This window comes from Streptosporangium sp. LJ11 (genome assembly GCF_051918945.1).
GTDB lineage: Bacteria > Actinomycetota > Actinomycetes > Streptosporangiales > Streptosporangiaceae > Streptosporangium.
In genome coordinates this window covers 78,457-101,613 of the sequence record NZ_JBPXMB010000015.1, presented here as the reverse complement: position 1 = coordinate 101,613, position 23,157 = coordinate 78,457, and the positions used below count along the sequence as shown (strand labels likewise).

The following is a 23,157-nucleotide window of genomic DNA, read 5'->3' as shown; positions in this document are numbered from 1 at the left end:
CGCTGTTAGGCCGGGCACCCCATCCTGGAGGTCCGCACGCGAACGGGAGAGGCTCGATGAGCAAGCCGCGAGGCTCCGCACCACCGAGACGGACGGTACGGCAGCGTTTCACCATTTTGTACGCCGTCCTGTTCCTCCTCTCCGGCTTGGGGCTGCTGGCCCTCACCAACCTGCTGGTCGGCGCGAGCAGCATGACCCGGCCGGTACCCGGCCAGACCCCTCCCGTTCCGCGGCCCGGCCTCGACCGCGCCCAGGAGCGCGTCCACCAGCTCGAAGCGCAGCTCTCGGACGTCCAGGCGGTTCAGTCGCACCAGCTCCTGGTGGGCTCGGTGATCGCGCTGGTCGTGATGGCGGTGATCTCGTTCCTGCTGGGCAGGGCCGTGGCCGGCCGGGTCCTGCGCCCCCTGCGGACGATCACCGCGGCGACACGGCGGATCTCGGCCGAGAACCTGCACGAGCGGCTGGCCGTGCCGGGCCCCGCCGACGAGGTCAAGGATCTCGCGGACACCATCGACGGGCTGCTGGAACGCCTGGAGGCGTCCTTCGCCGCCCAGCGCCGGTTCGTCGCCAACGCCTCCCACGAACTGCGGACACCGCTGACGACCATGAGGGCGTCACTGGACGTGGCCGTGGCCAAGCCGGTGCCGGTACCGGCGCAGACGCTGGCGCTCGCCGACCGGCTGCGCACCGAACTCGACCGGGTCGACAGCCTTCTGGAGGGCTTTCTCGACCTCGCCCGCGCGCAGCACGGTGAGCTCCACGGCCGCGTCCCGGTCGCGCTCGGCACCCTGGTGTCCGAATCACTGGCCGCCCGCGCGGCGGACATCGCGGAGAGGGATCTGACCGTCGAGGCGCACGTCCAGGACGCCGCGTGGACCCGGGGCAGCCCGCCCCTGCTGTCCCGCATGGTGAACAACGTGATCGACAACGCGGTCGTCCACAACCGGCGCGGTGGCTCGATCCGGCTCGCGACCGTGACCGGGGACGACGGGGCGCGGCTGGTCGTGGAGACGGACGGGCCGGTTCTCGACCCGGAGCAGGTCGCCCGGCTCACCGAACCCTTCCGGCGGCTCGCCGCCGACCGGACCGGCTCCGAGACCGGCACCGGCCTCGGCCTGTCGATCGTCGCGGCCGTCGTCGGCGCGCACGACGGTGACCTGGCCCTGCACGCCCGGCCGGAAGGCGGCCTGCGCGTCACCGTATCGCTGCCGCCTGCGCCCGCACCGGAAGGCGTCGCCACGTGAGGATCCTGGTGGTGGAGGACGCGCGCCCGCTCGCCGAGATCCTGGCCGAGGGGCTACGGGATCAGGGCATGGCCGTCGACGTCGCCCATGACGGTCTGGCCGCCGCGGCGAGGCTCGACCTCAACGCCTACGACGTGGTGGTCCTCGACCGCGACGTACCCGGGATCCACGGCGACGTCCTCTGCCGGATGATCACCGAACGGGACGACCGCGCGATGGTCCTGATGCTGACCGCGGCCGGCTCTCCGGGGGACCGGGTCAGCGGCCTCACCCTGGGAGCCGACGACTACCTCGCCAAGCCCTTCCACTTTCCCGAACTGGTCCTGCGCCTCCACGCCCTGGCCCGGCGCCGGCCGTTCGCCCGCGCGCGGACACTGCGCGCGGCCGGGATCGAGCTCGACCCGGTACGCCGCACGGCCACCCGCGACAACCGGCGGCTCGACCTCTCGGTCAAGGAGTTCGCGCTCCTCGAAGCCCTGCTGCGCGCCGGCCCCGGCTTCCTGAGCACCGAGGACCTCCTGGAGCAGGTCTGGGACGAGAACGCCGACCCGTTCACCAACACCGTCACCGTGACCATCGGGAGGCTGCGCCGCAAACTGGGGAGCCCGTCGATCATCACGACCACACCCGGGGTGGGGTACCGCATCGCCGATCCCGCCGCCGAGGCGTAGCGCGGAAGGGTCGGGCGCGGCGCACCTCGAACAGGAAGCAGCCGAACTCCACCGCCCGAACGTGTACCAGCGCCACGCCGGGGTCCGCGAACCGCTCCGCCAGGACGGTCTCCGCCGCGGTGGCGTCGCGGCTGGCGTACCCGTCCACCAGCCGTCCGCCGAGGATGTCGCCGCCGGCGTCGTAGGCGCGGAAGACCCGCCGCTCACCGCACATGTCGACGGGGAAGCCCGTCCCGCCGGGCCCCTCGCACGGCTCGGCGTGCACGAACACCGGGCCCAGTTCCTCGTACGGGTCGGGGTCGCCCCCGGTCCGCGCCACCCACCGGCGCAGCGGCGCGTACGCGAGCAGGGCGAGTCGCTCTCCCGGGAGGCTACGGCGAGTCTCCCTCGGTGTCGGTGACCGTGCGGGGCGGACGCCCGGCGTCGTCGCGGACGCGTAGCTCGGCGGCGACCTCGGCCTCGATGGCGAATGCGCGGAGAGTGCTCATGGATCCATGTTCGGCCGCGCGTCCCCGGTGCGCTGGCGGAAATCGGCCCTGGTTGTGGGCCTGGGCGGTGCTCTCCCCGGCTTCCTCGGGTGCCGGTCCGCGGCGGCCGGGAGCACTCACGGCGACCATCGTGACCGCGGGCTCCCAGGAACGCCTCGGCTCTTCGGCACCGGGCGGGGGCGCCCGGGTGTCCGGGTGTCCAGGTGCCCGGGTGTCCGGGGAGAGGATTTTCTGTCGGTGGGTGTGCCTACCGTGGACGGGCACAGGATTCCGGCGCGAGCGAGGGAAGACCTTGACCTCCTCCCACTCCTTGAAGGAGGGGGATTCCCACGGTTGCCCGTAAGGGTTCCTGCTTCATCGCCGGTCGCCCGCCAGAGAGAGAACTCTCCATGAGGTCTTACACCAGCTCCACAGGCGTTTTACCTCTCCGCCAGCCCGGCGGCGAGGATGTTCTTCGCGGCGTTCACATCCCGGTCATGGACGGCGCCGCAGGCACACACCCAATCGCGGACGCCCAGCGGCATGGACCGCTGGGTGGTTCCGCACGCCGAGCACAGCTTCGAGGAGGGAAACCAGCGGTCCACGACGACCGGCTCCCGCCCGTACCAGGCTGCTTTGTACTCCAGCATGGACCGCATCTGGCGCCAGGAGGCATCCGAGATAGCACGGGCCAGGCTGTGATTCTTCACCAGGTTGCGCACGGTGAGGTCCTCGATCACGACCGTTTGGTTCTCACGGACGAGCCGAGTGGTGACCTTGTGCAGATGATCGCGGCGGCGATCACTGATGCGGGCATGCACCCGGGCCACCTTGACTTTGGCCTTGTGCCGGTTCGCCGACCCTTTCTCCTTACGGGCGAGGGTGCGCTGAGCCTTGGCCGGCTTGCGCCGGTCGGCCCGCTCGTGCCGGGGGTTTACGATCTTCTCTCCGGTGGAGAGCGTCGCCAGTGCCGTGATGCCCGCGTCCACCCCGACCACGTTCGGAGTCGGGGGGAGCGGGGCGATGGTGTCCTCGCACAGGATCGACACGAACCAGCGCCCGGCCGCGTCCTTGGTCACGGTCACCGTGGACGGCTGGGCGCCCTCGGGCAGGGGGCGCGACCACACGATGGTCAGCGGGCCGTCCATCTTCGCCAGCGTGATCCGACCGTTTCGGTAGGTGAACGCAGAGCGGGTGTACTCGGCGCTTGCCCGGGACTTCTTGCGGGACTTGAACGTCGGGTACTTCGCGCGTTTGGCGAAGAAGTTCGCGAACGCCGCCTGAAGGTGCCGCAGCGCCTGCTGCAACGGCACCGACGACACCTCGTTCAAGAACGCGAGGTCGTCGGTCTTCTTCCACGCTGTCAGCGCGGCCGACGACTGCGCATAGGAGACCTTCCGGCCTTCCAGCGCGTAGGCGCGGGTCCGCTCTTCAAGAGCCTTGTTGTAGACGAGGCGGGCGCAGCCGAACATACGCGACAGCTCCGCCGCCTGCTCGTTCGTCGGGTGGAAGCGGAACCTGTAGGCCCGCATCACGATCTGCGCCACGCATCACACCCTGCCACAGAAGTTAACTGTGGACGTGTGTTCGATACCAGACCTGCGGCACTGCGCCGCGTTTCCTCTCCGGCCCAAAGTCCGGGGTCTCCACGCTGGAGGTATCCGATGACCACACTCGAGAACCGGCCGCACACCGCGCTCCTCGTCGTCGACGTGCAGAACGGTGTCGTCGAGGGGACCCACCGGCGCGACGTGGTCGTCGCGAACATCGGCGGCCTTGTCGAGAGGGCGCGTCGGGAGCGGGTCCCCGTCGTCTGGGTCCAGCACTCGGACGAGCAGCTCGCCAGGGGGAGCGACAACTGGCGGATCGTCCCCGAGCTGGCTCCGGACGACGCCGAGCCGCTCGTCGAGAAGCACTACGGCGACTCCTTCGAGGAGACCACCCTGGAGACCGTGCTGTCGGGCCTCGGCGTCGGGCGGCTCGTCGTCGCCGGCGCGCAGACCGACGAGTGCGTCCGCTCGACGATCCACGGCGCGTTCGTCAGGGGATACGACGTGACCCTCGTCAGTGACGCCCACACGACGGAGGACCAGACGGAGTGGGGGGCGCCGCCGCCGGACCAGGTCATCGCGCACACGAACCTGTACTGGACCTACCAGACGGCGCCGGGACGGACGGCCGGGACGGTCGAGGCCAAGAACGTCGACTTCGGCGGCACGTCCTGAGACCTGTGTGACGCGGACGGCGGCACCCAAGGACGGGCACCGGGCCCAGGTCGCCGGGCGTGGATCACCGCGGACCGGGTGCGCGGGTGGGAGCGGGTACGGCTCGTCGTCCCGCTCCCACCCGCGCCGCCTCGTGTCGAGAGGGCCGGCCGTGAGAGATCGATCAGTGACGCTCGACGGCCACCACGTTGTACGGGGTCGTCGGGGTGGGGGTCGTGGTGAAGCGGCCGTTGGGGAGATAGAGGCGGTCGCGGAAGGAGGCGACGGTGGTGGGGACGTCGAAGCGGCCGTCCGAGAGCTTGCGGATCACCTTCCCGGAGGTGGCGCCGCGGTCCAGGGAGAGGGACGTCAGGGTGTTCAGGCGGTTCTGCACGACGTGCAGGGTGCGGCCCTCCAGCAGCAGGCCGTCACCGTTGACCAGGGACTCGGCGCCGAGGTCCACCAGGGTGGCCACGCCGGTCGAGGGGTCGACGCGGAACAGCCCGCCGGTGTTGGACTGGACGACGAGCAGGGCCCCGCGATCGGGGGTCTGGGCGATGCCGTTGGCGTTGATGCCGGTCGTGTAGACGATGTCCCCGCTCAGCGGCACCTTCACCGCCTCGTCCGGCAGTGCTCCCCCACGCCCGAACGGCAGCTTGTACAGCACGGGGTTGGTCGAGTCGGTGAAGTACGCCGCGTCGCGGGTGAGCACGACGTCGTTGACGAACGCGGCGCCGGTGGCGAGCCGGTAGCTCGCGAGCACCCTGCCGTTCCGGGTGTCGATCACGCGGGCGTCGCCGCCCGTGCCGCCGGCGACGAACAGCCTGCCGCGCGCGTCGACCTTGAGGCCGAGCGACGGGGTGCCGGGACCCGGATTGATGATCCGGCCCCTGCCCGTGCGCAGGTCGGCCCGGTAGATCGCGCCGGTCGCGCGCGAGCCGAAGTACGCGGCCGCTCCCGGGCCGATGGCGATCCCCTCCGGCTGGAAACCGTCCGGGAGGGAGAACTCGGTGGGATAGGCCGGCTTCTCGGAAGAGGCGGAGGTCGTGGACGCGTCGGCCCTGGATCCGGTCTCGGCCGCCGCGGCCGGGGCCGCCATGAGCACGGTGAGGAACCCTGCTAGGAGAAATGCCACCTTCATTAAGGAAAATCCCATCTGTCGCGAGTGCGATGGTCTACCCAAATGCCCGCTTGGGTAATGGATCTAACGTATGACGCCCGGCTGTAGCGCTCCCGTAAAGTGCGCCCGCCCGGACGACGTCCCCGCGGTCGTTGGATAGCGTCGAGGTCATGCGGCTTCATGTGGGATGCGCGATGTGGTCTCTCGCGTCATGGCAGGGACGTTTCCTGCCCCATCCGCTCCCTCCCGGGGAGCGCCTGCGGTCCTACGCGACCTGGTGCAACGCGGTGGAGGGCAACACGACGTTCTACGCGACACCGGCGAGGAGCACGGTGGAGTCGTGGGCGCGGCAGACGGGCCCCGACTTCCGCCTGGTGGTCAAGCTGCCCAGGACGATCACCCACGAGGGGCGCCTCACCGGCGTCGACGAGGAGGTTCGATCGTTCCTGGAGGCGATCGAACCACTCGGGCCGCGAGCCCAGACCCTCTGGATCCAGTTGCCGGGGTCATTCGCCCCGGCCGACCTCGGTACCCTGGCCGGCTTTCTCCGCGGGCTTCCCCGCTCGCACAGGTACGCCGTCGAAGTCCGCCACCGCGCGTTCTTCGACGACGCGCGATCCGTACGGCTTCTCGAGGGGGTTCTCGCCGGCGCCGGCGCCGAGTGGGTGCCCTTCGACACCACCACTCTCTTCCGGAGCCCTCCGACCAGCGACGCCGAACGAGAGGCGTGGTCGAAGAAGCCGCGCATGCCGCGCAGGTCGGTCGCTCTCACCGACCGCCCGATCGTCCGCTACCTCGGCCGGGACGACACGGCGAGCACGATCGAGGGCTGGCGGGACTGGGTCGGCACGGTCGCCGGGTGGCTGCGCGAGGGCCGCTCGCCGACCGTGTTCGTCCACACCCCCGACAACGCCGAGGCGCCGGCGCTCGCCCGTCGCTTCCACGACGACGTACGAGCCCTGCTGCCCGGGGTCGAGCCGCTCCCCGAGCCCGTGCCCGTCGAGCCGCTGACCCTCTTCTGACCGCCGGGCCCGCCGCAGTTTCCGACAGGGGCCTCCCGCCGCGCGGTGGTGAGCCCGGCCGTCCGCGCCGCGTGTGGCCGGGCCGGCCGCCGCGGTGATCAGGTGATCAGGTGGTCTCCGGCCGGGCCGCCGGTGTGGCGGGGGTCGCGTCCGGCCTGGGCTGCCGCAGCACGACGAGCGCGACGGTGAAGGCGGCCAGGAGCAGAGCGGCGGCGACGCCGAAGGCGAGGTGGTAGCCGCCGGTCAGCGCGGCCGCCTCGTTCTCTCCCGCGGACAGCAGTTCCCCGGTACGCCGGGCGGCCAGCGTGGACAGCACCGCGACGCCGACCGCCATGCCGATCTGCTGGGTGGTGTTGAACAACCCGGATGCCAGGCCCGCGTCGTCGGCCCTGGCGCCGGACATGCCGAGCGTGGTCAGGGCCGGGAGCACCAGCCCGCCACCCGCGATGAGCAGCATCACCGGGAGCAGGTCGGTGACGTAGTTCGCGTTCACCGGTACGCGGGTGAGCCAGCCCATCGCCCCGAACAGGAGCACCAGGCCCGCCAGCAGGACGGCACGCTCGCCGAAACGGGTGTTGAGCCGGGCGGAGAGGAAGAGGGACACGCCGCCGATGGCCACCGCCGCGGGAAGCATCGCCAGGCCGGTGTCGAGCGCCCCGTACCCGAGGACCCTCTGCATGTAGAGCGCGACGATGATCTGGAAGGCGAACATGGCCGACAGCGTCAGGATCTGGACCAGGTTGGCGCCCGAGACGTTGCGCGACCGGAAGATTCGCAGGGGCATCAGCGGGGTCCCGGCGGTCGCCTGACGAATGACGAACGCGGCCAGCAGGGCGAGCGACACCGCGCCGAGACCGAGGGTGTGGGCCGCGAGCCAGCCGTACTCCTCGATCTTGACCACGGTGTAGATGCCCAGCATCAGGCCGCCGGTGACCAGCACGGCGCCGATGACGTCGGCTCCGGCGGCGAACCCGATCCCGCGCTCGCCCGGCAGTACCCGGATCGCCAGCGCGATCGTGGCCAGCCCGATCGGCAGGTTGATGAAGAAGATCCAGTGCCAGCTGAGCGCGTCGGTGAGGACCCCGCCCAGGACCTGGCCGATGGAGGCTCCGGCGGCACCGGTGAAGCTGAAGACGCCGATCGCCTTCGCACGCTCCCCGGGCTCGGTGAACAGCGTCACCAGGATGCCCAGCACGACCGCGGAGGCCATCGCGCTGCCGACGCCCTGCAGGAACCGGGCGGTGATCAGCATGCCGGGCCCGGAGGCCACTCCGGCCAGCAGCGACGCGGCGGTGAAGACCACGTTCCCGGCCAGGAACATGGTCTTGCGGCCGATGAGGTCGCCCAGCCGGCCGGCCAGCAGAAGCAGCCCGCCGAAAGCGATCAGGTAGGCGTTGACGGTCCAGCTGAGCCCCGCGGGTGAGAAGCCCAGATCCGCCTGGATGGCCGGCATCGCCACGGTCACGATGCTGCCGTCCAGGATCGTCATCAACATCGCGGCGGACAGCACGGTGAGCGCGAGCCGGCGTGACGGGGACGCGCCGGTGCGGGATGGCAGGGAGGGCCGAGGGGGCCGAGGGGGCCGAGGGGAGGGTGCGGTGTGCGACATGGCCGTCTCCTGTTCGAAGGGGAACAGAAGTGACCGTAGCAGATAGTTTTGTTGTAGACGATCCTTTATGGATTCACTTTGTGCGCTGCCGCGCTCGTCTGACCCCCCGCGGCGCCTCGGTGGGAGTGGCCAGATGGCCCGTCACCAGGCGGTTCATCGCCCGTACGAGCACCTCGCCCTCGTCATCGGGCAGCGCGCCCAGTGCCGCCCGGTGCACGCCGTCGACGATTTCCTGGCTCTGCCGTGCGACCTCCGCGCCCTTCTCGGTGACCGCGATGATCCGGGCGCGCCGATCCGTGCTGGACGGGCGGCGCTCGGCGAGCCCCGCCTTCTCCAGGGCGTCGACCGTGACCACCATGGTGGTCTTGTCCATGTCGCCGAGCTCGGCGAGCTGGATCTGCGTGCGCTCCTCCTCCAGGGCGTGGACCAGCACGCAGTGCATGCGTGCCGTAAGCCCGATCTCGGCGAGCGCCGCCGCCATCCGGGTTCTCAGGACATGGCTGACGTGGTCCAGCAGGAACGACAGATCCGGCTCGGTGCGGGCGGGTGCCATGGCGGTCATGGCCCTACCCTAGCCAACCGGTACCGTTCTGGATTATCTGCAAGCGGAAGCATCTGGCGGAGGCCCAGGCCGTCGACCAGCGGGCCGGCCGGGTGCGCGTGCTCGCCGACGTCATTCACGAATGTTCATGAATTCGCGGAGACGTCATTCGTAGACGGGCGGGGCGGCAGGCGGGGGCGGCTTCGCGGTTCGGTACCGGGCGGGCGGCTGGCCGGTGACGCGTTTGAAGGCGTTGCTGAAGGCGCTTTCCGAGGCGTACCCCCACTCGGAGGCCACCGAGGCGACCGTGCGGTCACCGGCACGCAACGCCTCGGCCGCGGACCGGATGCGCCAGTGCAGCAGATAGTCCAGCGGCGGCAGCCCGACGAGGGTCTTGAAACGCAGGGCGAAGCTGGAGCGGGACATGTCCACCTCGGCGGCGAGGCCGGCGACCGTCCAGCGGCGGGTGGCCTGCTGGTGCATCAGGGTGAGCGCGGCGCCGATCTGCGGGTCGTTCAGCGCTCCCAGCCAGCCGGGGATGTCCTCCTCGCCGGCCAGATGGGCGCGCAGCGCCTGGACGAACATGATCTGGGTCAGATGCTCGATCATCACCGTCGCCCCGAGTGGCTCGGTCGCGGTCTCGTGGGTCAGCATCCCCAGCACGGGGCGAAGGGTCCGGGCCTGAGGGCTGTCGGCGGGGATGCGCACGGCCGGGGGCAGGCAGTCGAGCAGCAGCGTCGCGGTCATGTCGTCGAGGGTGATGCTGCCGCCGATGATGACGGTCGGCTCCGCGTCCGGGGTGGTGGTGCCGTACCGTACGTTCCTGATGTTGGGAGCGTTGAGGTAGACGGCGTGGCCGTCCTCCGCCTCGACGTCCAGGTCGCTGGCGACCTCGTACGGCCGCCCGCCCGTGAGCAGGTAGCAGTCACCCGTCGACAGCCGCAGCGCGGGCGTGCCGTCGATGGTGAGCCGGCAGGCGCCGGACGTGATCGCACCGATCTTGATGTGCCGGTAGCTCCGGAAGCGCAGCGCCCAGCGGCCACCGGCCTCGAAGCGCGAGGAGAGGGCGCTGCTGACGTTCAGCAGGGTCAGGACATCGGACAGGGGGTCCACGGTGACTCCGGACGATCTCGCATATATGTCGGACTCTTTCTTATGGATTGTCCAGGTAGGCGAGCTATAGCGTTCCAACGCCCCCCTCATCTGGAAGGAGTAGGACGATGAAATACGCACAGCTCGGCACCACCGGAGTCTTCGTCTCCCGCGTCTCGCTGGGAGCGATGAGCTTCGGCGGGCGTGGCTCACAGGTCTGGGAGGCGGTCGGCGCGCTGGATGTGAAGGACACCGACCACCTGGTGGGCACCGCGCTCGATCACGGGGTGAACCTCATCGACACCGCCGACGTGTACGGCGGGGGCGAGTCGGAGGAACTCCTCGGCCAGGTGCTCGGGGCACGCCGTCGCGACGTGGTGCTCGCCACCAAGATGACCGCGCGGATGGCCTCCGGCCCCAACGACGTCGGCCAGTCCCGGCTGCACATCATGCGGTCGCTGGAGGACAGCCTGCGCAGGCTCCGTACCGACCACATCGACCTCTACCAGATCCACAACATCGACCCGATCACGCCCTTCGAGGAGTCCCTGGCCGCCCTCGACGACGCGGTGCGCCAGGGGAAGATCCGCTACATCGGCGCCTCCAACCTGACCGCCTGGCAGACGATGAAGGCCCTGGGCGTCTCCGAGCGGCGAGGATGGGCGCGGTTCGCCTCCCTGCAGGCCCAGTACTCGCTCGCGGCGCGCGACATCGAACGCGAGATCCTCCCCCTGCTCCAGGACCAGAGGCTCGGCCTGCTGGTCTGGAGCCCGCTCGCCGCCGGCCTGCTGTCCGGGAAGTTCGACCGCACCGGCACGAGTGACGGCGGGGCACGCCGCAACCAGTTCCAGTTCCCGCCGGTGAACCTGGAGCGCGCCTACGACGTCATCGACGTCCTGCGCGAGGTGGCGGCCCGCCACGAGGTCGGCGTGGCCCGCGTCGCGCTCGCCTGGGTGCTCTCGCGTCCCGGTGTGAGCAGCGTCATCATCGGTGCCAAGCGCCCGGAGCAGCTCACCGAGAACCTCGCCGCCGTCGAGCTCGAGCTCACCGAGCGGGACCTCACCGAGCTGGACGCCGCCAGCGCGCTCCCGGTCGAATACCCCGGCTGGATCCAGGCCGACCACTCCGACCGCTTCCCCCGGCAGGGTGCGTGGGAGTTCACCCCGCAGGGTTGATCCTGACACGCCGGCAGGACGTATAAAAGGATCATGAGCAGCGACACCCTCACCGACCGCCTCGCCCTCGGCGTGGAGCAGGGTCGGCTGCCCGACCTCCACGCCGTGGTCGCCCTCCGCCGTGACAGGGTGATCCTTGAGTACTACGGCGAGGGCGAGGATTTCCGGCTGAACGAGCCGCTCGGCCGGGTGCGCTTCACGCCCGGCACGCTCCACGACGTCCGCTCGATCACCAAGAGCGTCGTCGGCCTCCTGTACGGCATCGCCCTCGCCGACGGCCGGGTGCCGGAGCCGCGCGAGCCACTGCTACGGCACTTCCCCGAGTATCCGGACCTCGCCGAGGACCCCCGGCGAGCCGCGCTCACGGTCGAGCACGCGCTCACCATGACGCTCGGCCTGGAGTGGGACGAGAGCGCCCCCTACACGAGCGCGGCCAACAGCGAGATCGCGATGGAGCTGGCCCCCGACCGTTTCCGCTACATCCTGGAGCGGCGGATCGTGGACGAGCCGGGCAACCGACGGTCCTACTGCGGAGGCGCTTCGGCGCTGGTGGCGCGGCTCATCGAGAAGGGCACCGGCCAGGCGGTGCAGGACTACGCGCGTGCCAGGCTGTTCGAGCCGCTGGGGATCACGCGCTTCGAGTGGTCGACCGGCGAGGACGGGGTGGCCCTGGCCGCCTCCGGGCTGCGGCTCACCCCTCGCGACCTTCTCGCGATCGGGCGGCTCGTGCGCGACGGGGGCGGTGGCGTCGTCCCGTCGTCCTGGCTGGAGACGGCGCTGCGCCCGCACGTGCGGATCGACGAGGGGTCCCACTACGGCTACCACTGGTACGTGGGCGACACGTGGACGGGCGGGTTCGGCAACGGCGGCCAGCGGATCCACGTGGCGCCCGCACTGGACCTGGTGGTCGCCATCACCGCGGGACAGTACGACAGGCCCGACCAGTCGACCGCCTCGGTCGTGCTCGACGAGGTGATCCTGGCGGGGATCGGGCGCTGAACCGCGGGACCCGCGGGGAAGCGGGAGGAACGGAGACGCGGGAGGAACGCCACCGGCCCGCGTTCCGCCCAGCCCTCGTCACCTACCCGTTCTCGCCGCTTTGTGCCAGAGATGCCGGAGGCGTCGGAGGCGTCGAGTCGAGCCCCCGGCGCGACCGGTCGTACGGTTACGGATTCTTCGCCCGTGCGCGCTGCGTGATCGTGTTCCTCACGATCCACAGGACGCTCTGATGGATCGCCACCCCGGCGGCGACGTTGAGCACGCCCAGCGCGGCCGCCATCACCAGTGACCCGTCGAGTCCGATCGCGTCGCCGGCCAGGAGCACGGCGGGCCAGAACACGGCGGCGGCGAGGAGGGAGACCCGCCACCATCGCCCGAAGACCAGGCCGAACAGGATCATGGTTGGTATCACGATTCACGCCCTTCGCAATGATCTGCCGACATTTTCATCATGACCTCATGGCACCGGTTCTAAGCCCGTGAGATCGGTTCGATCGCCGTACCGGCCGGGATTTCTCACCGCAAAGGCCACTTCCCGGCTCAAGCTCGCCCGCGCGGTTCACCGGCGGCTTCCGCCGTCACGTCCCGTCCGATGGCCGGTGGAGCGCCCGGGGCGCGAGGAGTGCCGGTGCGAGCGGTGCGGAGCCTTGGGAGGCCGTGCCTCGGGAATCCGGGAGCGTTGTTCCCCGCGAGCCTTCGGGCGGCGCTCGGCGGGCGCCTCCGAGCGGCGGACGTGTACGGGAACGCCCGGCTGGAGGAACCGGTAGAGGTCGAGGGCGTTGTGCAGCGGGACCCGGACGCAGCCGTGGGACGCGGGGTAACGGGGGACGAGGGTGGAGCCGTGGATGGCGATGCCGCCGTTGAAGTAGACGGGGTAGAACATCGACCCCAGGATCCCGGTGGACCAGCCGGGAACCCGCGCTCCCACCCGGTAGTCGCCGAGCGGGGTCGCGGCGAACCCGCAGTGGCCCTTCTCGCAGTACGACCTGCGGGCACCGGTCGAGATGTGGGTCACCAGCACGGGTTTCCCGCCTCTCCACGCCGTGAGGAGCTGGCGCCGTAGATCGATCTCGGTCCTTTCCGGCTCCCCGTGCGACACCAGGGGCCTGACACGACGGGGGTGCAGGAGGGCCTGCCAGGTCGGCGGGTCGATCCTGTCGACGGGTTTCAACCCGTTCGCCTTCTGAAAGGCCCATACGGTCATGCGCAGAGCGGGATCATACGTGGGGCTGAGATTTCCCGGGGGGAAACCCAAATCTCTAAGTCTTTTCTTCGCGTTGTGTACCTCTATTCCCCTGCTGCCTGTTCTGAGGGTCGTGAACTGATCCGGCAGGGGGACGTGCCGGGAATCGGGGGCGGGGTCGGCCACGGCGTGCGTGACGCTGAAGGGGAGGGTCGTGACCAGGGCGAAGACGGTGCTGGTGATCAGGGAGCGTTGAACTGTGCTTCGCATATGTGACGTCTATCCGCCGACAGGTGCGATCAATCCTGTAATGCTACTTGCCGGGGAGTAAGACTTATACATCCGCGTGCGGTTCAAGGGTTATCTCGAGATGATTTTCCCCGGAAAATATGCATATATTTCCGGACGACGTTATATGAGGATATTCATTAAACACTTCTGAAACCGCTGGACGTGCTCGGCGGGGGTCGGCGGGGACGCGAGTAGCGGGCCGTCCGGTCGCGGGTGCGGAAGCCCAGTGCCTCGTACAGTCGAGCGGGCACCGGATGTCCCGCGTCCCCCCGAGGGCGGACGATCGCGGTGACCGCTCCCGCCTCCCCGAGCCGGCGCAGCGCGTGCAGGCAGACCGCGCGGGCCAGCCCCATCCGCCGGAAGTCCGGGTGCGTGCCGACCGGCTCCAGCTCCCCGACGCCGTTGGCGTCGTCCAGCCAGATCAGGCAGTACGACGCCAGGCGGCCGTCCGGCGCCTCGACGACGCGGTCCAGCTCGCGCCGGTAGGGCCACGCGCCCATGACGTTGCGGTAACTCTCCTCGGTGACCGACGAGGGAGCGAACGCCGACCGGTGCACGGCCACCCGCGCGGGCACGTCCTCCTCGCCGCGCACGTGGCGCGCGACGAAGCCGGGAGGCACCTCGGGTTCCGGTAGATCACGCAGGTCGCGTGACATGTGCAGCAGGAAGGGCGCGTCCGCGGGCTCCCGCCGGTAGCCGTGCCGGGACAGGACCGCGGCGAGTCGCCTCTCGCCCTCCAGGATGGTCACCCCCGCCTCGTCGCCGGTGGCCACACCGCGGAACCAGTCGAGCACCTCGTCCGCCAGCGCGGGATGCTCCGGATGCACGAACATCTCCAGCTCGCCCGGAGGCATCGCCCAGCCCCACGCCAGGGTGTCACCGTCGCGCTCCCACAGCGCCGTCGGCCACTCCGCCTCCCGCCCCACGTGCTGGAACCTGCTCCAGGCGAGGCCTCCGACATGCGGCCGGACGCCGGGACCCCAGGTCGCCCGTACGAGTTCCTGCATCTTGCGCAGGTCGGCGGCGCCCTCGTAGGGGCGTACGGTGACGTCACCCATCGGTCTCACGTCCCTTCCGCGGGCGGTTCCAGCCCGGACCGCCCGCACGACCGGATCACAGACCCCCTGAGCCCGCTGAATCGCCGAACACGCGGATCGCCGAACCACCGGATCCCGGACCGCGTATTCTCGCGCCGCTTCTCGTCGCCGCGCGAAGCGATTGATTCACGTGAAACCTTCGCCGATGTCCTGAGAAGGCACCCCGCCCCACCTTCGCCCGCGAGCCTCCCTCGGTGCCGCTTGACGCGGCACGGGCTGAATCCCCGGCCTTCAGGCCGGGGAGCGTGTCAATGGATCGAGCGGTCCGTGGCGTGGGCGGACGACGAGCGGCTCGTCGTCCGGGCCCGCGAGCGGGAGGGCGCCGAGTTCCTCCGCGGGGGTGGTGAGTTCCGCAACCGGCTGCTCCTGGTCGGTCTGAACGGTGGCGAGGCCGTCCCCCTCGGCGGCTTCCGGAAGAGAAGTCGGCAAGAGGGCGAATCCTGGAGTCCCGTCTTCACGGACCGCGGATCCCGTCCCTCTCGCGGGCCGCTCTCGTGACGCACGTCGCGGGAGCGGCCCGCGCGAAGTGCGGGTGAGCGCAGGCTGATCAGCTCAGCCGGATGACGCCCTTGGAGACCCTGATCTTCTTACGGGCCAGCGGCCGCTTGGCGGGGCCCCTGGCCACCGAGCCGTCGGCGATCCGGAACTTGCTGCCGTGGCAGGGGCAGTTGATGGTCCCGCCGCGGATGGTCGAGACCGGGCAGCCCTGGTGCGTGCACTTCGCGCTGAAGGCACGGAAGGTGCCCTTGACGGGTTGGGTGACCACCCATTTGCCGTTGATGATGCGGCCGCCGCCGACGGGAATGCTGCTGGTCCTGGCGAGGATGGGACCGGCGGCCTCCTCGGTGTCCTCGGAAGCCTCGGCGGGGCGTACCCATGCGGTGGCCGACGCGATCGCGGCGGCGGCGCCGCCCGCGAGACCTCGAAAGATCATTAAGCGACGGGTGGGAGCGGGCATGGCGGGCCTCCTGGGGAGTGAAGGGCTCCGTGATAGATCACGTGTGTGGTTCATATCACAGGAAAGCGGGCCTGGAGCCACGCTCCTCGATCTTTCCCCGCGACACGCAGGGTGCCGCCGTGCCGTACCGCGATGTCCCTGGCGATGGCCAGCCCGAGACCCGCACCGCCCGCGTCCCTGTCCCTGGCCTCGTCCAGCCGGGTGAACCGGTCGAAGACCGCCTCGTGGTGCTCGGCGGGAATGCCCGGTCCGTCGTCGAGCACGTCGAGCACCGCCTCGCCGCCGTCCGTGGCCAGCCGGACGGTGACCGCGGAACTCGCGTGGCGCACGGCGTTGTCCACCAGATTGGCCACCAGGCGGCGCAGCTGCCCGGCGGAGCCGAGGAGCACGGTGTCGGCCGCCACCTCCAGCGTGACCTCGATCTCCGGCCTGGGGCGCGACCTGGCCGCCTCCTCGGCGGTCACCTGGCCGAGGTCCACCTCCTCGTGGCAGATGGGCTCCCCGGCGTCCAGGCGGGCGAGCAGGAGGAGATCGGAGGTGAGGGCCTGGATCCGCTCCACGTCGGTGAGGGCCTCGGCCGCCAGCGGTCCCGGCCGGGCCAGCTCCAGGCGGGTCCGCAGGATGGCCAGCGGGCTGCGGAGTTCGTGGGCCGCGTCGGCGACGAAGCGCTTGTGCCGGCTGACCGCAAGTTCGAGGCGGTCGAGCGTACGGTTCATGGTCTCGGCGAGGCGGGCGATCTCGTCACGCGACCTGGGTACGGGGACTCGCCGGTGCAGGTCGCTGGCGGTGATGTCGGCCATCTCGGCGCGGATGGCCGAGACCGGTGCCAGCGCCCGGCCGACGGCGAGCCAGGTGAGGGCGGCGACCAGCAGGAGCAACGCGGGAATACCGGGAAGCAGCAGGCCGCGCAGGGTCGTCAGGGCGTCCGCGGTGGGTTCGAGTGAGGCCCTGGCCTGTACGAACAGCGTGCCGTTGGCGGTGTCCACGGGCATCGTGGCCAGGGCGAAGGAGTCGCCGGGCGCCCATCTGGTCACCTCGGCGGGCTCGAGCGCGGCTCCGCCCGCGATGTTCCGTACGGCCACCACGGGGGACGCCGTCACCTTCCCGGTGGACGTCCCGGACATCCCGGACGGCGGCGCGCCCTTCCCACCGGACGGCGCGGCCTTCCCGGACAGCGCCGAGGCCTTCCCGCCGGACGACCGTGAGGCGACCGGGCCCGGGCCGGGGAGCGTCGGCGCCGGTGAGGCGGGACGCGTGAAGATCTTGATGTCGGGGTCGAGGAGGGCGGGCTCCGAGTGCCCGGCGGCCTCGGCCCGCGGTCCGGTGACGGTGACCACGGTGGCCGACGGAGTGTCGATCGCCCACGAGGGGTGCTCCGGGACGCCGGTGGACGTGGCGTCGATCGCCGGGACGCCGAGCACCAACGTACCGCCGGGGAGCACGTCGGCGGTGGCGCCGGCGAGAACGTCCGCGGTGGCGCCGGCGCGGCGGGCGGCCTCGTCGGAGGCGCTCCGGGTCAGGCTCCCCGTCAGCACGCCGACGAGCACCGACGCCGCCACGCCCAGCGCGACCGCGACGATGGCGGTCGCCGCGAGGGTCGCCCGGAGCCGTACCGACAGGCGCGACGCCATCTCAGGCCTCCAGCCGGTAGCCGGCGCCGCGCACGGTCACCAGCGACGAGCGGCCGAACGGAGAGTCGATCTTGCGGCGGAGCGCGCTGACGTAGACCTCGACGATGTTCGGGTCGCCGTCGTAGGCGAAGTCCCACGCCTGGGCCAGCAACTCGCTCTTGGAGACCACCTCGCCCTGCCTGCGCGCCAGGCCGTGCAGGACCGCGAACTCCTTGGGCGTGAGGGAGATCTCCACCTCGCCGCGGCGGCAGCGAAGCCCCGCCGGATCGACGGTCAGGTCGCCGACCGCGATGGACACCGGCCTCGCCCTGCCGCCCCTGCGTACCAGCGCGCGCAACCGGGCGAGCAGCACCACGTAGGAGAACGGTTTGGACAGGAAGTCGTCCGCGCCCGTGTCCAGGGCCTCGGCCTCGTCCTGCACTCCGTCCTTGGCGGTGAGCATCAGGATCGGCGTCCAGTTCTCCGCGTCGCGGAGTTTGGCACAGACGGTGTAGCCGTTCATCCGGGGCAGCATGACGTCGAGCACGATCACGTCGTACGGGTTCTCGGTCGCCATCCACAGCCCGTCGCGGCCGTCGTACGCGACGTCGACGGCGAATCCCTCGCCCGCCAGCCCCTCCTTCAGGAGGTGGGCCAGGCGCTTCTCGTCATCAACCAGTAGCACGCGCATGCCGCCCAGCCTGCCGTACCCCGCCTAAAGCCAACCTGAAGACGATTTCCGGCGCCTTCAGGCTGGGTTCAGGCAACGGGCGGGAGCCTGTGGTCTCCAGAACGGCATGCCGGTCCGCTCACCAGTCCACCTGCCGTATCCATCCGCTGACACTCGTCTGACAAGGAGAACATCCATGCGCATCCGCATGCTCGCCGCCGCGGTGGTGACCGCGGGGGCTCTGATGGCCACGCTGACCGGAGCCGCCAGTGCCGACACGCCCACCCCCACCCCTCTTCCCAAGGACGACGTCGTGATCGTCGACTGCGAGGGGGGCGGCCAGGTGACCCTGACGACGCGCCGGCTCACCGAGGCCGAGCGCGAGAAGCTGGAGAAGGAGGGATCCGCTCTCGCGGTTCCCGCCGTTCCCGCCGTGCCGTCCGGACAGGCCGGTGAGCCGGGGAAGCCCGAGGCCGGACGCGTCACGATCGCCGAGGACATCCTGGCGGTGCGGCCGGACGCCGAGCCGTCCGCCCTTCCCGAGGGCGCGATCCCGCCCAAGAGGATCAGGGTCATGGCCGCGCCCGCCCTTCCCGAAGGCGCTCAGAAGCCCGGGGAGGTGGCCACGCTCTCCACGGCCGTACCCGCTCCCGAGGGGGCCGGGATCACCGAGATCAGGGTGACGGGCAAGCACCCGGAGGGCGACGTGCCCACCGTCACCTGCGTCAAGAAGGCCGGCATGAAGGCCGAGGAGGAGTGACCTCGGGGACGCCCCGGCGAGCCCGGGGGCGTCCCCGCGAAGACCTGCGAACCGGCCGGGGCATCCGTGCGGGAATTGCCCCGGCCGGTTCGCAGCAGGCCCGGAAACGGCTCCGGCCGGTTTGACGCCGGTTCGGAGGTGTCTCCGGCCGGTTCACCGCCGGTTCGGAGGCGATCCGGGAAACCCGCGCGGAGATCCGTGCGGGGGCCGGTCCCCGGGGGACGACGTGTCACGTGCGGGGGCCGGTCCCCGGGGACGACCGGTCACGTGCGGTGGTCAGCCCTCGGGGAAGGACGGGTGCGGGCCCAGGGCCCAGTACTCGTACAACCCGTAGCCGATCCGGCCGTCGTACTCGAAGCGGCCGACCGCGTCGACCATGCCCCACATCCTGGGGGCGTCCTCGGGCAGCGTGTGGGTGACGCCCTGCACCACCGGGCCGGGACCCTGGTACATGCCGTGCTTCCAATCCGATTCCAGGCCATATCCGGTGCCCACCATCAGGTGCACCGGGAGAATCGGGACGCAGCGCAGGTCGAAGGGTTTCCCGCCCGGCGGGGAGAAGGAGATCGTCGCCTCGCGCACCTCCCGGGTGCCGTCCACGTACGTCGGGCGGTACTCGGGACGGCCGAGATACTCCTCCTCACCCTCCCTCGGAGAGCCGAACCCCCACACGCGCACCGCCTCCTCCAGCACCCGGCGGCCCTTCTCGTCCTCCTGGACGATGCACAGGATGGCGTGGTCGTCGAACTGGACGGGCGCGTAGAGCCAGTAGAAGGTGCCCGCGTTGCGCGCCTGGATGCCGGGGGGCTCGGGCTCGCCGACCGGGCGGATGCCCCACGAGCGGTCGCGGGTGCCCTGCCAGCGGTCGGGGGTGACCTCGACGCGCTCGTCGCCGACCAGGATGTGCCCGGTCCACCGGCCGGTCTGGGCCATCCGGGAGGAGTCGAACACCACGCGCTCCTGCCAGCGCAGGAAGTGCCGGGGTTCCAGGGTGGCCGGTACGGTGCCCTCCCAGGTGAGGTCGAAGGACAGGCCGTGCTCCGTGGCGTCGAGCACCACCCGCAGCCGCCGGAGGCCCTCGATCACCTCGACCCTGAACGGGCCGACCCGCGTGTCCATCCGGTCGCCGCTGAGTTCCCGGGAGGCCCGGACCACGCGGTGCAGGTTCCGGTACCGCACGCAGGCGAACGCGTCGGTGACCCCGAGGTTGGGATACTGGCCGAGGCCGACGATGAGCATCAGCTCGTCGGACCCGGCGTGGCAGTTGAAGTAGTACCGGTCGTAGAAGTTGCGGTCCGACGTCGTGACGTGCCGCATGACCTCTGGCGACTGGTGGACGGGATGGTCGTCGAGGGGCGACAGCGTCATCGGTGCTCCTTGGGTCCGAGGAACACGTTCTAACAAGCGCTTGGTGATCGGTCAATGGACGCCCGCGCGGGAGTTCGACGGACGCCCGCACCGGAGAGTCCGATCGGCTCCGCACAGGAGTACGGCCCGCACCTTCGCGGTGCGGGCCGTACCCCCGGCAGTCGCCGTAGGCCGTACCCGGCCGTACGCCGTGTTCGTGCCACCGACCGGCACTCACGTGACCGGCCGGCGCTCCGATCCCTAGGACAGTTTCTTGGAGGTGTGCTCCGCCCTGGAGTCGGCCTTGGCACCGACCTCCTCGGCCTTCGTCGCGGCGTCATCCGCCGTGTCGGAGACCTTCCCGGCCACCGCCTCCGTCTTCTGCCCCACCCACTGGGACGCGTCGGAGGCGCTTTCCTTCAGTGTGTCCGCCCATTGGTCGGCGTTCCTGCGGTACAGGACATAACCCGCCGCCGCGATCGCGACGCCCGCGAAGAGCAGGATCATGGGTGTTTTCCTGGATTTCGCGGGAGTGGGATCGATCCTCGCGGCGGCCTGGGACAGCGCGGCGCTGATCTTCGGCGCGAGCTGCTCCTCGAACGAGTGCGCGGCGGCGTCAAGCCTGGGTGCCGCCCACCCGCGTGCCACAATGATCTTCTCGCTGGCCACGTCACGAGCCTGACCGGCCACTTCACGGGCCTGGCCGGCCATCTCTCGGGCGTGACCGGCCACATCGCGAGCCTGGACGGCCATGTCATGGGCATGATGACTGGCCGCGTCACGGGCGTGGCTGGCCATCGGGCCGACCCGATCCGCGGCTCGGACGGCCTGAGCCTTCACGTGGCGCAGCCGCCTTTCCGGTGCCACGATCTTCATGTGGCGCTTTCCAAACAGTGCTAGAGGCACAACAACCTCCCCATTCGTTGGGGCCCCGTCGCCACCCCTTCCCGCTCGAAGGCGGCTCAATCATGACGGCCCGTGGGAGGATGCTTGGGGATGCGGCTGCGGCCGAAATCGTCAAAGTGCCATAAAAGCAATACGTTGCACAGGTATTCCTACGAACTGAAGGGGGCAGTCCGATCATGGCTGAGAAGTTGATCGCGAACCTCAACACCAACCGCGGTAGCGTGAAGGTCCAGCTCTTCCCGGATCACGCGCCCAAGACCGTGAGGAACTTCGTCGAGCTCGCCGAGGGCACCCGCGAGTGGGTGCACCCGGAGACCGGCCAGAAGTCCAACGCCAAGCTGTACGACGGCACGATCTTCCACCGGGTCATCTCCGGATTCATGATCCAGGGTGGCGACCCGCTGGGTCAGGGTGTCGGCGGTCCCGGCTACAAGTTCGACGACGAGATCCACCCGGACCTCTACTTCAACCGCCCGTACCTGCTCGCCATGGCCAACGCCGGCGTCCAGTTCGGCCGCGGCACCAACGGCTCGCAGTTCTTCGTCACGGTGGTTCCCACGCCGCATCTCAACGGCAAGCACACCATCTTCGGTGAGGTGATCGAGGGCCAGGACGTCGTCGACGCCATCGCCAAGACCGAAACCGACGCCCGTGACCGTCCCACGGAGCCCGTGGTCCTGGAGTCGGTGACCATCGAGCGCGTCCAGAGCTGATCTCTCGCCCGGCGGCCTCCTCCGGAGGCCGCCGGGCGCGTTCCCGCACGTCCTCTTCCTCACCCCCGCCCCCGAGCCCTTCCCTTCGCGGGTGTACGGGTGCTCGGGATCGTGAATAGGCTGGCAGTCTGTGGATAACAGAACGCTCGAAGGGGCCAGCCACACACATGACCACCCAGCCGTCCAACGAGCCCGACACCGTTGTCCCCACCTGCTACCGGCATCCAGGGCGTGAGACCTACGTCCGCTGCCAGCGCTGCGACCGTCCCATCTGCCCCGACTGCATGCGCGACGCCGCGGTGGGTTTCCAGTGTCCCGAGTGCGTGGCCGAGGGCAACAAGGGCATGCGGCGGGCGCAGTCCGTGTTCGGCGGCGGTGTGATCGCCAAGCCCTACGTGACCTGGACGCTTCTCGGTGTCAACATCGTGATGTTCCTGGCTCAGATGGCCTCGAACGGCCGGGTGACCGCGGAGTTGGCGATGTGGGTCTTCGGGATCGCCGTCGACTCCGACTACTACCGACTGATCACCAGCGCCTTCCTGCACCGGGACTACCTGCACATCGGGCTGAACATGTGGGCCCTGTTCATGGTCGGCCCCTACCTGGAGCAGGCCTTCGGCCACGTTCGGTTCCTGGCGCTGTATTTTCTCGGCGCACTCGGCGGCTCGGTGCTCGGTTACTGGTTCGATCCGATCAACGTCGCCAGCTTGGGCGCGTCGGGAGCCATCTTCGGCCTGTTCGGTGCGATTTTCGTGGTCAGCAGGCGGCTCCGTCTCGACCTTCGCCCCATCATCGTGCTGCTTGTGATCAACCTGGTGATCACGTTCATTCCGGGGCTGAACATCAGCTGGACAGCACACGTGGGAGGGCTCGTCACCGGGGTGATCGTCTCGGCTGTTCTGGCCTACGGTCCGAAGGCCAGTCGGACGATCTTCCAGAGTGTGCTGCTTCTCGGCGTTCTGGCGATCCTGGTGGGATTGGTGATAACCAGGACCGCCTTCTTGCTGTCGTCGGTGGTCTGAGTCCCCAGGGTGTGGACAATGCCTGTGGAAAAGCTAGCGCCAGCGGGTGGAGAGGATCACCCCGAGGATGATGAACGCGAACCCGACCAGCAGGTTCCAGTTCTGGAGGGTGCCGAGGAGGGGAGCGGTGGGCGCCACGTAGTAGACGGCGATCCACAGGATGCCGACGATCCAGCAGGTCACCATGACCGGTGCCAACCAGCGTGGGCTGATCTTGACCTGCTGTGAGGTCTGCGGCGGGGTGTAGACCGGCTTCTTGCGAGTCTTGGGCTTGGGCACTGGGGTTCTTCTCCTGCGTCAACCCTGCGCGATCTGGATCGTGCGCAGGCCGTGTCGATTAGCGTAGTCGCTAGTGGGTGAAGTTCCGTGTAAGGATAGTCTGCGCAGCTGGACCATGGCGATTCCGTGGGGCACCATCCTGTGGCAAATGTTGCGCCGGACCCGTGATCCGGCCCG

24 protein-coding genes and 1 pseudogene are annotated in these 23,157 nt (G+C 70.0%); 9 read left to right on the top strand and 16 right to left on the bottom strand.

What is annotated here, in order from left to right:
* Positions 1-56: 56 nt before the first annotated feature.
* Together ACTOQ3_RS22595 and ACTOQ3_RS22590 are read left to right on the top strand one after the other, a co-directional pair.
* A complete protein-coding gene (locus tag ACTOQ3_RS22595; RefSeq protein ID WP_440085338.1) occupies positions 57-1,244 on the top strand; it encodes a sensor histidine kinase in 1,188 nt (395 codons plus the stop codon).
* Positions 1,241-1,915 (top strand): response regulator transcription factor, encoded by a 675-nt coding sequence (locus ACTOQ3_RS22590; protein WP_440085337.1) that lies wholly within the window; start codon positions 1,241-1,243, stop codon positions 1,913-1,915. Before ACTOQ3_RS22595 ends, ACTOQ3_RS22590 begins: the two co-directional genes overlap by 4 nt.
* Here ACTOQ3_RS22590 and ACTOQ3_RS22585 read toward each other — a convergent pair.
* Entirely contained in the window at positions 1,860-2,234 is a 375-nt protein-coding gene (locus tag ACTOQ3_RS22585; protein WP_440085336.1) for a DUF1203 domain-containing protein, read from the bottom strand. The genes ACTOQ3_RS22590 and ACTOQ3_RS22585 overlap by 56 nt on opposite strands.
* A 416-nt stretch (positions 2,235-2,650) precedes the next feature.
* Positions 2,651-3,929, bottom strand: a pseudogene (locus ACTOQ3_RS22580) (RNA-guided endonuclease InsQ/TnpB family protein).
* Positions 3,930-4,046: 117 nt separating this feature from the next.
* On the opposite strand from ACTOQ3_RS22580, the gene ACTOQ3_RS22575 reads away from it, so the two are divergent.
* The gene (locus ACTOQ3_RS22575; RefSeq protein ID WP_440085335.1) at positions 4,047-4,607 is read left to right on the top strand and encodes a cysteine hydrolase family protein; all 561 of its coding nucleotides are present in this window, start codon (positions 4,047-4,049) and stop codon (positions 4,605-4,607) included.
* Positions 4,608-4,770: 163 nt separating this feature from the next.
* Here ACTOQ3_RS22575 and ACTOQ3_RS22570 read toward each other — a convergent pair whose 3' ends face one another.
* A complete protein-coding gene (locus ACTOQ3_RS22570; protein ID WP_440085334.1) occupies positions 4,771-5,721 on the bottom strand; it encodes a superoxide dismutase in 951 nt (316 codons plus the stop codon).
* A 155-nt stretch (positions 5,722-5,876) separates the two neighbouring features.
* Between ACTOQ3_RS22570 and ACTOQ3_RS22565 the strand changes: the two genes are divergently transcribed.
* Positions 5,877-6,728, top strand: coding sequence for a DUF72 domain-containing protein (locus ACTOQ3_RS22565; RefSeq protein ID WP_440085333.1), 852 nt, complete (start codon positions 5,877-5,879; stop codon positions 6,726-6,728).
* A gap of 106 nt (positions 6,729-6,834) precedes the next feature.
* Here ACTOQ3_RS22565 and ACTOQ3_RS22560 read toward each other — a convergent pair whose 3' ends face one another.
* From ACTOQ3_RS22560 to ACTOQ3_RS22550, 3 genes are all read right to left on the bottom strand, one after another.
* The gene (locus ACTOQ3_RS22560) at positions 6,835-8,337 is read right to left on the bottom strand and encodes a DHA2 family efflux MFS transporter permease subunit (protein ID WP_440085332.1); all 1,503 of its coding nucleotides are present in this window, start codon (positions 8,335-8,337) and stop codon (positions 6,835-6,837) included.
* A gap of 73 nt (positions 8,338-8,410) precedes the next feature.
* Positions 8,411-8,899, bottom strand: coding sequence for a MarR family winged helix-turn-helix transcriptional regulator (locus ACTOQ3_RS22555; RefSeq protein ID WP_440085331.1), 489 nt, complete (start codon positions 8,897-8,899; stop codon positions 8,411-8,413).
* A 144-nt stretch (positions 8,900-9,043) separates the two neighbouring features.
* Positions 9,044-9,991 carry an AraC family transcriptional regulator gene (locus ACTOQ3_RS22550; protein ID WP_440085330.1) on the bottom strand — a complete coding sequence of 316 codons (948 nt, stop codon included), beginning with the start codon at positions 9,989-9,991 and terminating at the stop codon, positions 9,044-9,046.
* 107 nt (positions 9,992-10,098) lie between these two features.
* Here ACTOQ3_RS22550 and ACTOQ3_RS22545 point away from each other — a divergent pair, with 107 nt between their 5' ends.
* Both ACTOQ3_RS22545 and ACTOQ3_RS22540 read left to right on the top strand, forming a co-directional pair.
* Entirely contained in the window at positions 10,099-11,145 is a 1,047-nt protein-coding gene (locus tag ACTOQ3_RS22545; protein ID WP_440085328.1) for an aldo/keto reductase, read from the top strand.
* Positions 11,146-11,178: 33 nt separating this feature from the next.
* Positions 11,179-12,144: a serine hydrolase domain-containing protein gene (locus tag ACTOQ3_RS22540; protein ID WP_440085327.1), complete on the top strand. Its 966-nt coding sequence runs from the start codon at positions 11,179-11,181 to the stop codon at positions 12,142-12,144.
* Between the two features lie 166 nt (positions 12,145-12,310).
* Here ACTOQ3_RS22540 and ACTOQ3_RS22535 read toward each other — a convergent pair whose 3' ends face one another.
* The 7 genes from ACTOQ3_RS22535 to ACTOQ3_RS22505 form a co-directional block, all read right to left on the bottom strand.
* Positions 12,311-12,556 carry a hypothetical protein gene (locus ACTOQ3_RS22535; RefSeq protein ID WP_362842578.1) on the bottom strand — a complete coding sequence of 82 codons (246 nt, stop codon included), beginning with the start codon at positions 12,554-12,556 and terminating at the stop codon, positions 12,311-12,313.
* Between the two features lie 147 nt (positions 12,557-12,703).
* The gene (locus ACTOQ3_RS22530) at positions 12,704-13,597 is read right to left on the bottom strand and encodes a L,D-transpeptidase family protein (RefSeq protein ID WP_440085326.1); all 894 of its coding nucleotides are present in this window, start codon (positions 13,595-13,597) and stop codon (positions 12,704-12,706) included.
* A gap of 158 nt (positions 13,598-13,755) precedes the next feature.
* Positions 13,756-14,676 carry a GNAT family N-acetyltransferase gene (locus tag ACTOQ3_RS22525; RefSeq protein WP_440085324.1) on the bottom strand — a complete coding sequence of 307 codons (921 nt, stop codon included), beginning with the start codon at positions 14,674-14,676 and terminating at the stop codon, positions 13,756-13,758.
* A gap of 270 nt (positions 14,677-14,946) precedes the next feature.
* Positions 14,947-15,144, bottom strand: coding sequence for a hypothetical protein (locus ACTOQ3_RS22520; protein WP_440085323.1), 198 nt, complete (start codon positions 15,142-15,144; stop codon positions 14,947-14,949).
* A 118-nt stretch (positions 15,145-15,262) separates the two neighbouring features.
* Positions 15,263-15,649, bottom strand: a complete 387-nt coding sequence (locus tag ACTOQ3_RS22515) for a Rieske (2Fe-2S) protein (protein ID WP_440085321.1) — start codon at positions 15,647-15,649, stop codon at positions 15,263-15,265.
* 74 nt (positions 15,650-15,723) lie between these two features.
* Positions 15,724-17,304, bottom strand: a complete 1,581-nt coding sequence (locus tag ACTOQ3_RS22510; protein ID WP_440085320.1) for a sensor histidine kinase — start codon at positions 17,302-17,304, stop codon at positions 15,724-15,726.
* Position 17,305: 1 nt separating this feature from the next.
* Positions 17,306-17,974: a response regulator transcription factor gene (locus ACTOQ3_RS22505; RefSeq protein WP_440085318.1), complete on the bottom strand. Its 669-nt coding sequence runs from the start codon at positions 17,972-17,974 to the stop codon at positions 17,306-17,308.
* A 175-nt stretch (positions 17,975-18,149) separates the two neighbouring features.
* Between ACTOQ3_RS22505 and ACTOQ3_RS22500 the strand changes: the two genes are divergently transcribed.
* A complete protein-coding gene (locus ACTOQ3_RS22500; protein ID WP_440085317.1) occupies positions 18,150-18,713 on the top strand; it encodes a hypothetical protein in 564 nt (187 codons plus the stop codon).
* Positions 18,714-18,989: 276 nt separating this feature from the next.
* Here ACTOQ3_RS22500 and ACTOQ3_RS22495 read toward each other — a convergent pair whose 3' ends face one another.
* Both ACTOQ3_RS22495 and ACTOQ3_RS22490 read right to left on the bottom strand, forming a co-directional pair.
* Entirely contained in the window at positions 18,990-20,081 is a 1,092-nt protein-coding gene (locus ACTOQ3_RS22495) for a hypothetical protein (RefSeq protein WP_440085315.1), read from the bottom strand.
* A gap of 240 nt (positions 20,082-20,321) precedes the next feature.
* The gene (locus ACTOQ3_RS22490; protein ID WP_440085314.1) at positions 20,322-20,936 is read right to left on the bottom strand and encodes a hypothetical protein; all 615 of its coding nucleotides are present in this window, start codon (positions 20,934-20,936) and stop codon (positions 20,322-20,324) included.
* A gap of 206 nt (positions 20,937-21,142) precedes the next feature.
* Here ACTOQ3_RS22490 and ACTOQ3_RS22485 point away from each other — a divergent pair, with 206 nt between their 5' ends.
* Both ACTOQ3_RS22485 and ACTOQ3_RS22480 read left to right on the top strand, forming a co-directional pair.
* On the top strand, positions 21,143-21,679 hold the full coding sequence (locus tag ACTOQ3_RS22485; protein WP_440085313.1) for a peptidylprolyl isomerase: 537 nt from the start codon (positions 21,143-21,145) through the stop codon (positions 21,677-21,679).
* A gap of 167 nt (positions 21,680-21,846) precedes the next feature.
* The gene (locus tag ACTOQ3_RS22480; RefSeq protein ID WP_440085312.1) at positions 21,847-22,701 is read left to right on the top strand and encodes a rhomboid family intramembrane serine protease; all 855 of its coding nucleotides are present in this window, start codon (positions 21,847-21,849) and stop codon (positions 22,699-22,701) included.
* 33 nt (positions 22,702-22,734) lie between these two features.
* On the opposite strand, the gene ACTOQ3_RS22475 is transcribed toward ACTOQ3_RS22480, so the two are convergent.
* Complete coding sequence (locus tag ACTOQ3_RS22475) at positions 22,735-22,980, bottom strand: cell division protein CrgA (RefSeq protein WP_344744891.1); 246 nt, start codon at positions 22,978-22,980, stop codon at positions 22,735-22,737.
* Positions 22,981-23,157: the final 177 nt, after the last annotated feature.

What these genes read in the sequence shown, in the direction of transcription:
- ACTOQ3_RS22480 (WP_440085312.1), top strand. Translation starts at nt 21,847, where the DNA reads ATGACCACCCAGCCGTCCAACGAGCCCGACACCGTTGTCCCCACCTGC.
- ACTOQ3_RS22495 (WP_440085315.1), bottom strand. Translation starts at nt 20,081, where the DNA reads ATGACGCTGTCGCCCCTCGACGACCATCCCGTCCACCAGTCGCCAGAG.
- ACTOQ3_RS22575 (WP_440085335.1), top strand. Translation starts at nt 4,047, where the DNA reads ATGACCACACTCGAGAACCGGCCGCACACCGCGCTCCTCGTCGTCGAC.
- ACTOQ3_RS22525 (WP_440085324.1), bottom strand. Translation starts at nt 14,676, where the DNA reads ATGGGTGACGTCACCGTACGCCCCTACGAGGGCGCCGCCGACCTGCGC.
- ACTOQ3_RS22515 (WP_440085321.1), bottom strand. Translation starts at nt 15,649, where the DNA reads ATGATCTTTCGAGGTCTCGCGGGCGGCGCCGCCGCCGCGATCGCGTCG.
- ACTOQ3_RS22540 (WP_440085327.1), top strand. Translation starts at nt 11,179, where the DNA reads ATGAGCAGCGACACCCTCACCGACCGCCTCGCCCTCGGCGTGGAGCAG.
- ACTOQ3_RS22500 (WP_440085317.1), top strand. Translation starts at nt 18,150, where the DNA reads ATGCGCATCCGCATGCTCGCCGCCGCGGTGGTGACCGCGGGGGCTCTG.
- ACTOQ3_RS22595 (WP_440085338.1), top strand. Translation starts at nt 57, where the DNA reads ATGAGCAAGCCGCGAGGCTCCGCACCACCGAGACGGACGGTACGGCAG.
- ACTOQ3_RS22530 (WP_440085326.1), bottom strand. Translation starts at nt 13,597, where the DNA reads ATGCGAAGCACAGTTCAACGCTCCCTGATCACCAGCACCGTCTTCGCC.
- ACTOQ3_RS22485 (WP_440085313.1), top strand. Translation starts at nt 21,143, where the DNA reads ATGGCTGAGAAGTTGATCGCGAACCTCAACACCAACCGCGGTAGCGTG.
- ACTOQ3_RS22545 (WP_440085328.1), top strand. Translation starts at nt 10,099, where the DNA reads ATGAAATACGCACAGCTCGGCACCACCGGAGTCTTCGTCTCCCGCGTC.
- ACTOQ3_RS22490 (WP_440085314.1), bottom strand. Translation starts at nt 20,936, where the DNA reads ATGAAGATCGTGGCACCGGAAAGGCGGCTGCGCCACGTGAAGGCTCAG.
- ACTOQ3_RS22510 (WP_440085320.1), bottom strand. Translation starts at nt 17,304, where the DNA reads ATGGCGTCGCGCCTGTCGGTACGGCTCCGGGCGACCCTCGCGGCGACC.
- ACTOQ3_RS22505 (WP_440085318.1), bottom strand. Translation starts at nt 17,974, where the DNA reads ATGCGCGTGCTACTGGTTGATGACGAGAAGCGCCTGGCCCACCTCCTG.
- ACTOQ3_RS22555 (WP_440085331.1), bottom strand. Translation starts at nt 8,899, where the DNA reads ATGACCGCCATGGCACCCGCCCGCACCGAGCCGGATCTGTCGTTCCTG.
- ACTOQ3_RS22565 (WP_440085333.1), top strand. Translation starts at nt 5,877, where the DNA reads ATGCGGCTTCATGTGGGATGCGCGATGTGGTCTCTCGCGTCATGGCAG.
- ACTOQ3_RS22560 (WP_440085332.1), bottom strand. Translation starts at nt 8,337, where the DNA reads ATGTCGCACACCGCACCCTCCCCTCGGCCCCCTCGGCCCCCTCGGCCC.